This is a genomic window from Bacillus sp. TH13, from assembly GCF_016651175.1.
GTDB lineage: Bacteria > Bacillota > Bacilli > Bacillales > Bacillaceae_G > Bacillus_A > Bacillus_A thuringiensis_S.
This window is the reverse complement of sequence record NZ_JAEKEJ010000025.1, coordinates 3,008,656-3,023,369: the sequence shown is the minus strand read 5'-3', so window position 1 is coordinate 3,023,369 and position 14,714 is coordinate 3,008,656. Positions and strand designations below refer to the sequence as shown.

Here is a 14,714-nt window from a genome sequence, read left to right as displayed (position 1 = left end):
ACCAATCCCACTCTTTAAAAAAATATATCAACGATTATTCGATTATATCGATCGTAACTCCGAATATATCAACGTTTCGACACAACATATCGATTTACCGACAAATTTCGAGCGCGTTATCTCCTAAACTAACAACCAATCCCACATCACGTTCACCTACAAAGAAAAAAAGCACCAGGTCCCCCCGATGCTTTCCCCCCTAAAACAAATGACAAGCCACCTGATGCCCCTTCGCAATCTCAACCATCTTCGGTACTTCTTGGGCACATTTTTCAGTAGCGAATTTGCAGCGCGTTCTGAATTTACAGCCGGATGGTGAGTTGAGTGGGCTTGGTACTTCTCCCTCTAGGATGATTCGTTCTTTGCCAGTGTTTGTTGGATCTGGTTCTGGCATAGATGAGAGTAGTGCTTGTGTGTATGGATGTGCCGGTTTTGTGTATAGGTCTTCACTATCGGCAATTTCTACTATGTTTCCTAAGTACATGACTCCGATTCGGTCTGATATGTGTCTTACCATGGATAGGTCATGTGCGATGAATAAGTATGTGACTCCTGTTTCTTCTTGGATGTCTTGCAGCATGTTTACGACTTGTGCTTGGACTGAGACATCGAGTGCTGAGATTGGTTCGTCACATAGGATAAAGTCTGGTTTTACAGATAGTGCACGCGCGATGCTAATGCGCTGGCGCTGGCCTCCGCTAAATTCGTGCGGGTAGCGATATAAGTGTTCTTCTTTTAATCCTACCTTTTTCAGAAGGTCTAAAATGATTTCTTTTTGTTCTTCTTTTTCGTAGGAACCGTGAATGTTCATCGGTTCGCTAATAATTTGGAATACGTTCATTGCCGGGTTTAATGATGCGTATGGATCTTGGAAAATGATTTGCATTCTTTTTCGATATTCTTTTAGTTCACTTTCCTTCAAACTTGCGATATCTTTTCCGTCGAATAAAACGTTACCTGAAGTGACGTCGTGTAAACGAATGATGCTTCTTCCTGTCGTTGATTTTCCGCAGCCAGATTCTCCTACTAATCCGAATGTTTCACCTTTTTTAATTGTGAAGCTTAAGTCATCAACTGCTTTTAACTGCTCTGTTTTTCTGCCGAATAGTCCTTTTTTAATAGGAAAATACTTTTTTAAGTTCCGAACTTCAATTAAGTTTTCTTCATGCATGGAAATCACCTACCGCCCTATCGTTTAACCAGCACATAGAACGTCTTTCGTTTCCGATTTCAAAATATGGCGGACGTTCTTTTTCACAAATGTCCATTTTATGTGGGCAACGCTCTGCGAATGGGCAACCTTGTGGCGGGTTTAATAAGTTTGGCGTTACACCTTGAATAGGAGCGAGTCTTTCTTTTACGCCGTTCGCTATTTTTGGCAAAGAGTTTAATAGCCCTTTCGTATATGGATGATTCGGCGATTGAAAAATATCAAATACAGGCCCTTCTTCCATAATAAGTCCGCCGTACATAACGATGACGCGCGTACAGTTTTGCGCAACAATTCCTAAGTCATGCGTAATAAGAAGTAACGCCATGTTCGTTTCGTTCTTTAAGTTTTTCATTAAATCTAGTATTTGCGCCTGTATTGTTACATCAAGTGCAGTCGTCGGTTCGTCAGCAATGAGAAGGTCTGGATTACAAGACATCGCCATTGCGATCATAACCCGCTGCTTCATACCACCGCTTAGTTCATGCGGATATTGTTTTACCCTTTCTTCTGGTGACGAAAGGCCGACTTGTTTTAACAAGTTGATCGCGATCTGCTCTGCTTCTTTCTTTTTCACTTTTTGATGACGTATTATTACTTCCGTCATTTGTTTCCCAATTTTTACGACTGGATTTAGCGCTGACATTGGGTCTTGAGAGATAAGTGAAATTTGATTTCCTCTAATAGAACGTAATTCTTTTTCAGATTTAGAAAGTATGTTTTCATTATGAAAAAGGATTTCCCCTTCTTTCACTTTTCCTGGCGACGTAACGAGAGACATAACGGACTTCGCCATTACACTCTTTCCGCTTCCAGATTCCCCAACGATACCGACTACTTCTCCTTTATTTAAGCGAAATGTAACGCCGCGAACCGCTTCAACTTCGCCACTTTCTATGAAAAAAGAAGTCTTTAAATTTTTCACTTCTAGTAGTTTTTCAGACACACTTCTCACTCCTTTCACTTAACACTTTAGTTTTCATGTCCGGCTCCTTTTGGTGCGAAAGCTTTCTTCAATGCTTCACCAATTACGTTAAAACTAAGTACCGTTAAAAGGATAAGGAATCCTGGGAAGAGTGTTAAATACCAAGCTTCACCTATATATCCTTGCGCATTGTTTAGCATGCTGCCCCAAGAAGAATCTGGTTCTCTAATACCTAAGCCTAGGAAACTAAGTGATGATTCCATTAAAATCGATGTCGCAATTGTTAATGTCGCGGCGATAATAATGGTTGATAAAATGTTCGGAATGATATGTCTTACAATAATCATAAGTGATTTTTGTCCTGATACTTTTGCATATAAAACGTACTCACGCTCTTTTACAGATAACGTTTCTGCCCTTACAATGCGGGCGGTGTCCATCCATGTTAGTAATCCGATAATAAGAACTAACGTCGTAATTCCTGGTTTTAAATAAGCATTTAATAGTAGCATTAAAAAGAATGATGGAATTGACATAAGCACTTCAACAACTCTCATTAAAAAGTTGTCTAGCTTTCCGCCAAAATATCCGCTAATTGTTCCAACTGCAGTACCGATTGTAATGGAAACAACCATCGCAAGGAAACCGACCGCAAGTGAAACTCGTCCGCCATATAACGCTCTCGTTAAGTAATCCCTTCCGTAATCATCCGTTCCGAAAGGATGACTCATACTTGGTTCTTGTAAGCGATCTGGAATTGACATTTTGCTAGGATCGTACGGCGATACAAATGCGAAAATTGATGCGACCGTTAAAACCGCAAGTATAATCACTCCCATTAGTACAAACTTATTTTTCGTAAAACTACTTTTTATCGTTTGAAATCTCCTATTATTCATTCCAAATCACCCCCTCATTCGAATGCGCGGATCTACTACGCCATATAAAATATCAGCAATTAAGTTACCGAGAATTAACATGAATGATGATAATAATGTAATTGCCATGATAATGGGATAATCAAATCTAAAAATAGCATTTACCCCAAGTGAACCAAGACCCGGCCATGAAAATACTGTTTCCGTAATAAATGCTCCGCCTACTAAACTTGGAATCGATAATCCGAAAATTGTAATGATTGGTATTAGTACATTTCGAAGTACGTGATTAAATAAAACCGTTTTCTTTGAAGCTCCGTACGCATATTGAATTTGTACATATTCTTCTTCTAATTGCTGAATCGTACTTGAACGAATATATCTCATATAAACAGATACGTTTTGGAACGCTAGCACCATGCAAGGTAAAATGCCGTGCTGGACAATATCCCAAACAGAATCTTGACCGACTGTACGCATACCCATACTCGGAAGAAGGTTCAATTTTAAAGAGAATAAGTAGACTAATAGTAGTGCAAACCAGAAAACCGGCATAGAAATACCAACGTATGAAATAAAGTTTACAATGCGGTCAAAGAACGAATTCTTTTTCACACCTGTAAATAGTCCAAGTGGTATTGCGATTACGAATGAAACGAGTAAAGATGATCCCATTAACCCAATTGTTGCGGGTAATCTTTCTGCGATAAGATCTAAAACAGGACGATGATTTTGAAGTGAGTAACCAAAGTTCCCTGTTAAAATGTTTTTTAACCATAAAAAATACTGCACGTAAATTGGTTGATCTAGTCCTAAACTTTTGCGAATACGCTCCACATCAATTGGACTCATATTTGGCGTTACAAAGTTTCGAACAGGATCGCCCGGTGCTAGTTTTATTAATAGAAAAGAAATAATAGAAATAACAAATAAAAGCGGAATTGCATTTAAAAGCCTCTTCGCAATTACTTTATACACAAACTTCCCCCTCAAGCTAAAGTGAAACTTTAATAAGTGGGGGGTGTCCATCCCCCACTTATTATTAGTTGAACCAATCGGGCTTTTACGGGCAGTTGATCTCCCATCTACTTCCTCGCATTCGTCAAATTTTGAGGTGGGAGCCTTACTGCCCGTTAAAGCGGGATAAAGAAGCTGATTTCCACCAGCTTCTTTATTGTTTCTTATTTCACTTCATAAATTTTAGATAGATCTTCAAACATTGTGACAGGAATTGCTTTCGCTTCTTTTAATCCATCAAACTTTTTATCTACTGCAATAACTGCTTTCGGATATGCAATTGGTAGATAAGGTACGTCTTCTCTAGCTGTCTCTTGAATTTTATGGTATAGCTCTGCACGTTTTGTTTTATCTGTTTCAACTGCAGCCTCTTCCCATAACTTATCGAAATCAGCGTTTTTATATCGTGCATAATTGTATTCAGCATTACTTAAGAATAAGCTCTTATATGAATCTGGCTCAGGTCCCATTATGTAACCACCAAACGTAATGTCATATTCTTTATTTTCTTTATCTAAGCCTTTTTCGCTTGCCGCACTAGCATCTAATGCATTTAGTTCAACTTCTAAGCCAACTTCTTTTAATTTTTGTTGTGTATATAACGCTAAGCTTTCCATAATTTTATTATTCGTTACATACATCACACGTACTTTTTCTTTATCTTTTACGCCAGCTTTTGCTAATAAATCTTTCGCTTCTTTTTTATCATACTTATAGTCTTTAATATCTTTCGCATAATACATAGCGTCTGGCGTTAAGATTGAATTTGCTGGTTCTGCAAATTCACCTGAAACGAATGCTGAGTTAATCATTTCTTTCTTATCTAACGCATGCGCAATTGCTTGGCGCACCTCTTTTTTCTTCATCAAATCTGTATTCATGTTATAAGATAAGTAGAATAATCTACCTTCAGGGAATGTCACCATTGAGAAGTTCCCAGTGCTATCTAATTTCTTAAAGTCTTGCGGCTCAATCATCTTCATGTTAATTTGACCATTTTGCAGTGAAACATTTGCTGTATTACGGTCTTTTACAACGCGGTATACGATAGAGTCTAATTTGGCTTTTCCACCTACATAATCATCAAATCGATCTAATGCAACGTACTCATCTGATTTATACTCTTTAAACTGAAACGGCCCTGATCCTACAGGCTGTAAGTTTTTCTTACTCTTCGCTAAATCTGCTTCCCCTTCAAATACATGTTTCGGAATTGGGAAGAAATCATTCATCACACCTTCGAAAGATGCGCTTACTTGTGGTAAAACGAATTGAGTTGTTAACTCATCTACCTTTTTCACCTCAAGCGGCTTTCCTTTAAAAATAAAGTTTTCACGACTTGAGCTATTTTGCTTCTCATCTAAAATAGATTGGAATGTAAATGCTATATCGTCTGATGTAATTTTCTTACCATCATGCCATTTTAAATTATCTTTTAGTTTCAATGTCCACGTTAATTGATCTTCTGAAGACGTAAAGCTCTCAGCAAGAACAAACTTTTTCTTACCGTCTTCCATATGATATAGCGGCGCATATAAAGCTTGCTGCACAGTTAATGACACACGATCATTCGCATAAAGCGGATTCATCGTATCTGGATTATCGCTAACACCAATCGTTAACGTTCCTCCATCTTTCGGAGTCCCTGATTTACTAGTACCCGCTTGCTTCGAAGAATCTTTTTCCCCAGAACAAGCCGCTAATGCAATAAGTAGTATTAGAACAAATGGTAATGCAAATAACTTCTGTTTCATCTTTCGGCCCCCTCGAACTGTTTATACCCATAAGAAAACTCGGAATTAATCCCGAGTTTTCTTATAAGTTTTAAATTACCACTACCTGTATGTAAAGTCAAACTTTTTCGTAAATGTGGAAAGTTTGAAATTTATTAATTCATTCTTGCCATAAAATATATTTATAAGGATGATAAAATAAAAAGACCACCAAAAGGTAGTCTCAAAACTCAATCTTATTCCCTCCCCCTTGCTCCACCGCTTTCTCATACAAATACTTCGCAACGATAATATCTACTACCGCTAAACCAACCGATTTGAAAATAGTAATCTCTTCATCATTTTCGCGTCCAGCTTTTTCTCCGCTTATAATTTGACCAAGTTCGGCGTGTATGTTGTTTGCTTTAAATAGACCTTCTTTTATCGGAATTTGGAGATCGCCTGTTTCATCTAGTGCTGCTTCTTTTGATTCAACTACTACTTTGTTTGCGTTAGCTATGGCGCTTGAAGGTAGTTCTTGCATGCTCGGTCTGAATGAGCCGACGGCGTTTACGTGGACGCCTTTTTGTAGTGTTTCTGAGAAGACTGGTGTGGATGCATTCGTAGTTGTGACGATAATGTCTGCTTCACGTATTGCTTCATTCAGATCCCTGTAAACGTAAGCAGGTTTGCCTAATTTCTCTTGCATGTATTGCGCAAATGCATACGCTTTTTCTTCTGTGCGATTGTATAAAATGACTTTTTCGATATCTCTAACCGCAAATATTGCTTCGGCAATTCCTTTCGCTTGTTCACCCGTGCCGATAATGCATAAAGTTTTTGCGTTATGACGAGCTAAATATTTTGTCGCTACTCCTGATAAGGCGCCTGTTCGGATCATCGTTAAGTACGATCCTTCTAGAAGTGCGAGCGGTTCTCCCGTTTGAAAGTCTGATAGCATCACAATCCCGTTGATCGTTTTCTTTCCTACCTGTTTGTTTTGCGGGACTACCGTTACTATTTTCACTCCAAGTGCCTCAAGCCCTTCCGCTACTGAAGGCATAATTAATGCCGTATTTCGCTCGTTCGCAAATGGTAATGAGCCCCTTATTGGTGTAATCGTTCTTTCTGCGGAAAATTCTTTTAAAGCAAGCGCCGCGTATTCAATAACTTCATTCATATTTACTAAGTTTCTTTGTTCGTTCGCGCTTATGACTAGCATATCTTTCCACCCCCTCCTCCTATCCTAACAAAAATCCTCGATTCAAATCATCTCTCGGGTCTACAACGAACTGATGAAATCCTGTAATAAAGGCATTCCCCGTTACTTTTGGAACGACAGCTTCATATGTATCTACTGCGGTTACCGACAATACTTCCCCCTCGAATTTCCCGTCAGTAATGCATTCATGGACGAAAATTTCTCCCTTTTGTAAAGCATCTTTTTCAAAAAGAGTTGCGATTCTTGCGGAAGTTCCTGTACCGCAAGGAGAACGATCTACTTGCCCATCAGCAAAGATTGTTACATTTCGTAAAGTTGCGTCTTCCCCTTTCGGTTCATCTGAGAAAATAACGCCGTATATCCCTTTTAATCCTTCTTCAAGTGGATGCTTCACTTCCATTTTGCTCTCGATGTAGTGCTTAATTTTACCGCCCCACGCTTGAATAGCAGATAAGTCTTTGAAATCGACTTTCAAGCCAAATTCTTTACAACCTACTACCGCATAAAAAGCTCCGCCAAACGCGATATCTACTTGAAATTCATAGTCATCTATTTTAATAGGAACGTCTTTTTTGTATACAAATGAAGGAACATTTTCAAATGATACGGACTCTACTTCGCTCCCATTATATTTTGCATACGCAATCACTTCTCCGGCAGGGCTGTCGATAATGAACTTTTGTTTCTCACCTGTCACTTCAAACATACCTGTTTCAATTCCAACTGTAATAACAGCGATAATGCCGTGACCACACATCGTACTCCAGCCTTCATTGTGCATAAATAAAACACCAAAATCAGCGTGAGTACTTGCTGGCGGTGTAATGATACAACCATACATTCCGTGATGCCCTCTCGGTTCATACATCAGAACTTCACGAAGGTAATCCAAATGTTCCATACAGTATGCGCGTCTTTCCAGCTGCGTTTCCCCTTTTATTTCTGGCACTCCGCCCGTAATAATTCGAAGCGGCTCCCCAGCTACGTGTGCATCAATGGTTGTATATATTTTAGTAACCTTCATTTCTATCTCTCCCCTATACGTTGATACTATTTCCAACGCAAGTACCATGCCAAATCGTATAGCATTACTTTTTTCAAATCCCCTCAGCAATGTGTATTCTTTTTTCAACAAATTCATATACAACTGTCTACTTTTTTATACATGGTGTGGATGTTACGTTATAAAACACCTCGATAACTTTGCAATTCCGCTCGTACACACATGCAGAATTCCTTTTATCATTATTATTTTCAATGTAAAGTTACTTCGCCCCCCAACATATACTGTTCAAAAACAAAAGGAAGTGATCCCATGTATTACGGAACAAAGGGCTGGTACGTAGCTGAACTAAAAAAATTAGGCGTACGCTATCACGAAGGACGAAAACTAGAAAGTTACCGCGGACACATATTACGCAATTTATTAATCGCACAACAAGAAAAATTAAAAGAACAGTAATAGACTCCTACCACAATATCAACTTATCTCCGCCTACAAACTGCCAATCAATCACACATCAAACTACACTAAAAAGGTCACCCAAACGGGTGACCTTCCTTTCTTATTCACAAACAAGAATTTGTCTAGTAAATGATCCTTTTCTTGTAATACAGCGATCTGTAATTTCAAATCCTGCTTCATGGATCATGTCGTCCATTGTCTCCATCGTTACAACGACTACCTTTTTAGCAATGCGGCGCGCACTTGAAAGAATGGAGAGCTGGTCTTCTGGTGTGGCATGCGTAAATAGGTCGTACGGCATATCGATAATGGCAACGTCGTAGTTCTCAGTAATTTCCTCGATTGGACCTTTTGTTACTGTTCCTTCAAATCCGAAATGTGCGATATTTTTTCTCGTTCCAAGAACTACAAGTGGATTTATATCTCTACCAACGATGTTAATCCCCATAGAAAGTGCTTCTACTACTACTGTTCCAATACCGCAGCACGGGTCAATTGCTCGTACTCCCTCTGGATTTGGTACAGCAATATTTGCAACTGATCTCGCAACACGTGTGCTAAGAGATGTCGAATAACTATGCGGTTTTTTTATGTGATGATACCAAACTGGTTCGCTTTCTACATAGTGCCCGAAGTACCAGCGTCCTCCTAGAGGAACAATCCCGAATACACGCTCTGGATTACGAACATCCGCTTCTCCTTCAATATGCATGCCGAGGTCTCGTTCAATAAGACGTCTTGCTCCATATTCAATTTTATTCTCTCCAACAAGGTCATTAATTTTAACGAAGATGACTTTGAACGTCGCTCCTGCCAAGTCAATTTGTTCCACTTGTTTCAAGATGCTTTCTAAGTCGTCCCCTTCATACATAACTTCAATTCGCTCTTTCATAAACGCACTTCTACTCGGGTCAATTTTGACATCACTTTTTAAAATATTAACGTGGGACTCCATTCCAAAGAACGAGCGCATTTCCAAGTAACATAAAGCACGCTCCTCCTCACGAAATGCATACGTATATATACAGGCAGGTGTTTTACTATGATTACTCAATCTATTATCATCCTCTATCGTTTTAAATTATTATGATTACAATTACTCAAATACTTTTTTATATATAAAATTAAATGATATCATATGTCGGAAATAAAGAGAAACGTTAATAAATAAAAGAGACTGCCAATGGCAATCTCTTTTTATTTATTAACGGAAAGAAGACACGTTGTTACCCATTTCTTCATAGTAATCTAAAATACCTTGATAAATAGCTTCCGCTGCACTTTGTCTCTGCGCTGGTGTAGCTATTTTATCTGCATCACTTTTATTATCTACAAATGCTAATTCTGCTAATACAGCTGGCATTGTATTTTCTCTAATTACGTATAAATCGCCTTTTTTCACACCACGATCTTTTGTTCCCAGTGCATCTACAAGACGCTCTTGAATTTTTTCTGCTAGTAAACGACTTTCTGATACGTTAGGATTTGTTCCTCTTGCTGTCGCTGATTCATAGTAGAACGTTTCTGTACCTTGTCCATTTTTACTTTCCGTACCATTACCATGGATACTTACAAAGATATCCCCATTATTTTTTTGAGCAAATTCTACACGTTTCTTTAAAGAATCAGAAGCACTTGTTCCTGGACGTGTATCATCTGTACGAGTGAATAACACAGTAAATGGTGTCTTTTTCTCAAATATTTTCTGTAATCGTAGTGATACATCTAATACAGTTTCACTTTCTTTCTCATAATAACCTGGATTACCTGAATCAACTCCGCCATGACCTGGATCAATGATAATCGCTTTTCCTTCTAAGAAGTTACCTTGCTTCACTGGATTTAATTGATTTTTATTAACCCATTGGAAACCAGCGCCCATGCGGATACGAATCCAGCTGCCGTTCTCTTCAATAACAGTTACTTGCTGTGCGTTATGTGTTCCCATTACTTTTGAAGAAGAAGAAGCCTCTGCATAAGTAGTGAATCCTTCATTAATAACTTCTGTTTTCTCTACTAGAGGTGTCCATTTATCACCGTTACTTGTTCCAATTTTGATCCATCCATCTCGTTCTTCTTTAATTTCGACCATTTGTGGATTATGCTGATTTGCACTAATCCCAGAACTTAATGATGGTGCGTGATATGTAATGAATTTTCTATCTATGTACATTTTCTTTGTTTCTACTGGACGATCACTATTCTTGCTAAATTTATCTGTTTGCGCAGTAAGCTGAGCTGCTTGTTCACGCGTAATAGAATCATTCGGTTTCCAGCCATTCTCTGTACCTAAAGAAAGTTTTAATTCTACTAAAATATTAACTTCTTCTTTACCCCAATGCTTCTCTAAATCAGCGAATTTTGTAGGAACTGGTCCTGTTACTTTGCTCTTCAAATTATACGCTCTTACAAGCATAGCTGCCATTTCAGCACGAGTTACTTTTCCTTCAGGATCAAATACTCCTGGTTCTCGCCCTTTAATAATATTCTCTTTTTCCATGGCTGCAATAAATGAAGCTGCCCAACTATTTTTTGCATCATTATAAGACGGCTTTGCATTTGGATCTACTTTAGCACCAATTGCTGTTGCGATAATCTTTGCTGCCTGGGCACGTGTTAAATTTCCGTATGGCATAAAGTTACCATCTGGCATACCGTTAATTACATTTCTCTCTACTAAATAATAAATTGCGTCTTTCGACCACGCACTATCTGAAACATCAGGAAATTTCTTCGTTTCTGCTAAACTACTAATTGGATGTGCTAGTAAATTTGCTGCTAATAAACCTGCGGCTATTGCTTTGTACTTCATGAAAAATAAATCTCCTCTCAAAACTTCATATTCATGCAACTTTTTCAATCAAGCTAACTAAAAAATATTAACTATTAATTAATTCCTTTCATAGTGTATAACATTATATATCTATAGTAAATACGTTTCCGGCCGTATAACAAAAATCGCATATATATAACTTATAATGAATGTATATAAAATAAAACTTTAATCAGCCCTCACCAATCGGGCTTTTACGGGATAAAAAAGCGATTAGGACATGTCTCCTAATCGCTTTGCCAAATAAAAAACTGATTAAAAATATTATTTTTAATTAGCTCTCTATTATCTATGAAATTATTCTTCAATTAAATTAGATATTACATATGCATACACTAATGCTTCTGTATGCGCAATAGAACTTTCATGTGTACGTTCAAATGCGTGAGAAGAATCAATACCCGCTCCAATTAACGCATGTTTCACGTCAAATCCCGCGTGAATCGCAGCTGATGCATCAGATCCGTAGTACGGATAAATATCTACTTTATATTCAATATGATTCTTTTTCGCAAGCTCTACTAAATGTTTACGTAAAGCGTAATGGTACGGGCCGCTAGAGTCTTTTGCACAAATAGATACTGTATATTCATCAGATGTTTGTCCATCACCTAACGCTCCCATATCAACTGCTAAGTATTCAACAGTTTCTTCTGGAATGTTAGAATTACCACCGTATCCAATCTCTTCATTATTAGAAATTAAGAAATGCGTCGTATATGGTAATGTTACGTTTTCATCTTGTAATCTTTTAATTAATTTTAATAAAATCGCAACACTTACTTTGTCATCTAAATGACGTGATTTTATGTATCCACTCTCTGTAATTTGAACGCGCGGATCAAATGAAACGAAGTCTCCTACTTCAATTCCTAATTCGCGTACTTCATCAGCTGAAAATACGCGCTCATCAATACGAACTTCAATATTTTTCTCATCGCGTTTTGCTTCACCTGCATCTTTATATACATGTACAGATGTTTGATGCATTAAAATCGTCCCTGTATACGTCTTGCCGCCTGACGTTTCAATTTCGCAATATTCTCCTTCTACAGAGTTCCAGCGAAATCCACCAATCATAGAAAGACTCAGGCGACCGTCAGGCTTAATTTCTTTCACCATCGCACCTAACGTATCAACGTGTGCCGTTAATAAGCGGTGCTGCGCATCATTCTTCCCTTTTACCGTTAAAATAAGAGCGCCTTTATTGTTACGTTTCGTTTCTACATTCCACTCACTTACATAGTTTTCAATAAAATTAATAATTTTTGCTGTATTTCCAGACGGACTCGGAATAGAGACAAGCCCCTTAATCAGTTCCATCGTTTCTTTCGTATGATGTGTCATTGTCGTTTCCTCCTCATTTTCTCTACTATTCAGTATACAAAATTCACCAGAAAACCTCTACTTATATAGCCTAATTTTCTAAATTGTAGTAAAATTCTTTTTAGTATACAAAAGGAGTCCTGAAATATGAATATATCAAAAAAATATATACACATTGCACTCATTTGGTTTTTAGCATCATTATTTTGTTTACAAGTTTCTTATGCCGTTCATACTACTACTTCTATTACAATCGGCTGGATATTAACAGCTATCTTCTTCATTATTAGCTTCATTGCAACAAAAAAGCATAGCGTTACTCATTAACGCTATGCTTTTCCTATAAAACTATTCTTCTGAAACATCTAATAAATAAATCCCTCTTTCAAATCCACCGCGCTCTACTTCTTTTTTCTTACGAAGGCGTTCCACATCTTCAATTGATGCACCTTCCGCACGTGCTAATGAAATGATTACTTCTAGTGCATCCGCAAGAGAATCTAGCGCATGTTCGCGTTCCTTCATAGAAGCAAATTCACGAATTTCTTCCGTTCCAATTTTCGCTAAAGCCTGTATGTATGCTTGACCTGTTAATTTTTGTGCTGTATACGTTTTTCCAGACATTAAAATCTTCTCTGGAACACGATCTCTTACTAACTTGTTATATGCTGACATCATTCATCCTCCTATATTTAATAACACCCGAGCTCTGCTTTATAGAACAACCATTTTTTCTTCACGCATGCACTTAACATATCAATTCCTGATCCATGTGCTCTTACATGCGGAAAGAAATAGTGCTCTGAGTCTTCTTCCTTACTGTATAAGGTTTGGTACTCATCTGGAATCGCTTCTTTTTTCACATCTTTTTCTTTCGTCACCCCGCCAGAAAACGCAACACTTGGATGTCCCTCAAAAAATAACGCAGTCCGAACTGCCAAAAATGGTGTACTATGCAAAGCATAATATGTAAGCAAAATAATAGTCATAATACCGATCATTCTCTTCATGTATTACTCCTTAAAAAAAGTGCTAACACAATTATACTAAAATGTGTTAGCACTTTCTCCCCTTTATCCCGAATTAACGAGCTAATAATCAGTGAGGAATGGACCACTTTATTCCCCTTTAAATGCTGGTAAACGTTTCTCTAAAAACGCAGCAATTCCTTCTTTATGATCCGCTGTTTGTCTCATTGCATATTGACCACGCTTTTCTAATTGCAATGTTTGCTCTAAATTAGAGCGATTTACTTCACATAAAATTTGCTTCGTTTGAATCATTGCTTTAATCGGTTTTTGTGACCATTCATTAATTTTTTGCTTCACAGCCGTTTGGAAATCTTCGCCGATTACTTCATCAATTAAGCCGATATCAAGCGCTTCTGTCGCTGATAATTTCTTACCTTCCCAAATAATTTGCTTCGTCATATTTTCACCAACGCGCTTTTGAAGGAAGAAATGACCGCCTCCATCTGGAATTAAAGCGATTCCAATAAAGTTCATTGCAATAACAGATGATATATCCGCCATTACATAATCAGCTGTTAACGCAATACTTAACCCAAGACCTGCAGTTGGTCCATGAATTGCACTAATAACAAGCTTCGGCATCGTATATAATGTCACGACAACTTCAGAAATGGTATTCATAATGCCATCAAACTTACTTTCATCATTACTTGAAAGCATCGATTTAATATCCCCACCCGCAGAAAAACCACGGCCGTTCCCGCATAACACAACAATATGCGCAGAACTTTCCGCTACTTCTTTCAACTTTTGTAATAACTCTTTTAATGTTGGCTCATCTAACGCATTTAACACCTCTGGGCGATTGACCATAACCGTTGCAACGTGGCCTTCATATTTCACAACGACAGATTCTGTTTTACTTGTTATTTCCATTATATATACCCCTCTTTTCTCCATAAAGATTATACTTATATAATTATAGAAAACCACTGAAAAATCCTTCTTTTTTCTCAATTTTCTGTCTAATAATCTCGCAATTTGTACATATACCGTATAAAACATACAATTCCGTTGAAAAATATAGAAATTAAAGTCGGTTTATCCATGCTTTTCATCTATTTACCATTACAATGAAATGGTGTATTCTTAAGT

14 protein-coding genes and 1 pseudogene are annotated in these 14,714 nt (G+C 37.7%); 2 read left to right on the top strand and 13 right to left on the bottom strand.

The window, feature by feature from the left end; all coding sequences use genetic code 11:
- Nucleotides 1-199 precede the first annotated feature (199 nt).
- The 7 genes from JFU02_RS24030 to JFU02_RS24000 all read right to left on the bottom strand — a co-directional run bounded on the left by JFU02_RS24030 (nucleotide 200) and on the right by JFU02_RS24000 (nucleotide 7,988).
- On the bottom strand, nucleotides 200-1,171 hold the full coding sequence (locus tag JFU02_RS24030; RefSeq protein WP_000544136.1) for an ABC transporter ATP-binding protein: 972 nt from the start codon (nucleotides 1,169-1,171) through the stop codon (nucleotides 200-202).
- Complete coding sequence (locus tag JFU02_RS24025) at nucleotides 1,164-2,156, bottom strand: oligopeptide/dipeptide ABC transporter ATP-binding protein (RefSeq protein ID WP_201071738.1); 993 nt, start codon at nucleotides 2,154-2,156, stop codon at nucleotides 1,164-1,166. Before JFU02_RS24025 ends, JFU02_RS24030 begins: the two co-directional genes overlap by 8 nt.
- Before the next feature lie 26 nt (nucleotides 2,157-2,182).
- Nucleotides 2,183-3,034 (bottom strand): ABC transporter permease, encoded by an 852-nt coding sequence (locus tag JFU02_RS24020; protein WP_001065310.1) that lies wholly within the window; start codon nucleotides 3,032-3,034, stop codon nucleotides 2,183-2,185.
- Nucleotides 3,035-3,040: 6 nt separating this feature from the next.
- A complete protein-coding gene (locus JFU02_RS24015; RefSeq protein ID WP_061667401.1) occupies nucleotides 3,041-3,991 on the bottom strand; it encodes an ABC transporter permease in 951 nt (316 codons plus the stop codon).
- 203 nt (nucleotides 3,992-4,194) lie between these two features.
- Nucleotides 4,195-5,784 carry an ABC transporter substrate-binding protein gene (locus tag JFU02_RS24010; RefSeq protein ID WP_098223615.1) on the bottom strand — a complete coding sequence of 530 codons (1,590 nt, stop codon included), beginning with the start codon at nucleotides 5,782-5,784 and terminating at the stop codon, nucleotides 4,195-4,197.
- Nucleotides 5,785-5,986: 202 nt separating this feature from the next.
- Nucleotides 5,987-6,964: an ornithine cyclodeaminase family protein gene (locus JFU02_RS24005; protein WP_098223616.1), complete on the bottom strand. Its 978-nt coding sequence runs from the start codon at nucleotides 6,962-6,964 to the stop codon at nucleotides 5,987-5,989.
- 19 nt (nucleotides 6,965-6,983) lie between these two features.
- A complete protein-coding gene (locus JFU02_RS24000; RefSeq protein ID WP_000869128.1) occupies nucleotides 6,984-7,988 on the bottom strand; it encodes a proline racemase family protein in 1,005 nt (334 codons plus the stop codon).
- A 208-nt stretch (nucleotides 7,989-8,196) separates the two neighbouring features.
- Between JFU02_RS24000 and JFU02_RS32220 the strand changes: the two are divergent.
- Nucleotides 8,197-8,426: pseudogene (locus tag JFU02_RS32220) on the top strand (YflJ family protein).
- A gap of 103 nt (nucleotides 8,427-8,529) precedes the next feature.
- Here the strand turns inward: JFU02_RS32220 and JFU02_RS23990 are convergent.
- The 3 genes from JFU02_RS23990 to JFU02_RS23980 form a co-directional block, all read right to left on the bottom strand.
- On the bottom strand, nucleotides 8,530-9,483 hold the full coding sequence (locus JFU02_RS23990) for a TRM11 family SAM-dependent methyltransferase (RefSeq protein ID WP_000064976.1): 954 nt from the start codon (nucleotides 9,481-9,483) through the stop codon (nucleotides 8,530-8,532).
- Between the two features lie 150 nt (nucleotides 9,484-9,633).
- Nucleotides 9,634-11,241, bottom strand: a complete 1,608-nt coding sequence (locus JFU02_RS23985) for an N-acetylmuramoyl-L-alanine amidase (protein WP_201071736.1) — start codon at nucleotides 11,239-11,241, stop codon at nucleotides 9,634-9,636.
- Nucleotides 11,242-11,559: 318 nt separating this feature from the next.
- Nucleotides 11,560-12,609 carry a M42 family metallopeptidase gene (locus JFU02_RS23980; RefSeq protein ID WP_201071734.1) on the bottom strand — a complete coding sequence of 350 codons (1,050 nt, stop codon included), beginning with the start codon at nucleotides 12,607-12,609 and terminating at the stop codon, nucleotides 11,560-11,562.
- Between the two features lie 126 nt (nucleotides 12,610-12,735).
- On the opposite strand from JFU02_RS23980, the gene JFU02_RS23975 reads away from it, so the two are divergent.
- The gene (locus JFU02_RS23975; RefSeq protein ID WP_001027087.1) at nucleotides 12,736-12,915 is read left to right on the top strand and encodes a hypothetical protein; all 180 of its coding nucleotides are present in this window, start codon (nucleotides 12,736-12,738) and stop codon (nucleotides 12,913-12,915) included.
- Between the two features lie 21 nt (nucleotides 12,916-12,936).
- On the opposite strand, the gene JFU02_RS23970 is transcribed toward JFU02_RS23975, so the two are convergent.
- The 3 genes from JFU02_RS23970 to JFU02_RS23960 all read right to left on the bottom strand — a co-directional run bounded on the left by JFU02_RS23970 (nucleotide 12,937) and on the right by JFU02_RS23960 (nucleotide 14,519).
- Nucleotides 12,937-13,263, bottom strand: a complete 327-nt coding sequence (locus JFU02_RS23970; RefSeq protein WP_001277348.1) for a nucleoside triphosphate pyrophosphohydrolase — start codon at nucleotides 13,261-13,263, stop codon at nucleotides 12,937-12,939.
- Nucleotides 13,264-13,280: 17 nt separating this feature from the next.
- On the bottom strand, nucleotides 13,281-13,598 hold the full coding sequence (locus JFU02_RS23965; RefSeq protein WP_098838755.1) for a hypothetical protein: 318 nt from the start codon (nucleotides 13,596-13,598) through the stop codon (nucleotides 13,281-13,283).
- 108 nt (nucleotides 13,599-13,706) lie between these two features.
- The gene (locus JFU02_RS23960; RefSeq protein ID WP_001999174.1) at nucleotides 13,707-14,519 is read right to left on the bottom strand and encodes an enoyl-CoA hydratase; all 813 of its coding nucleotides are present in this window, start codon (nucleotides 14,517-14,519) and stop codon (nucleotides 13,707-13,709) included.
- Nucleotides 14,520-14,714 lie beyond the last annotated feature (195 nt).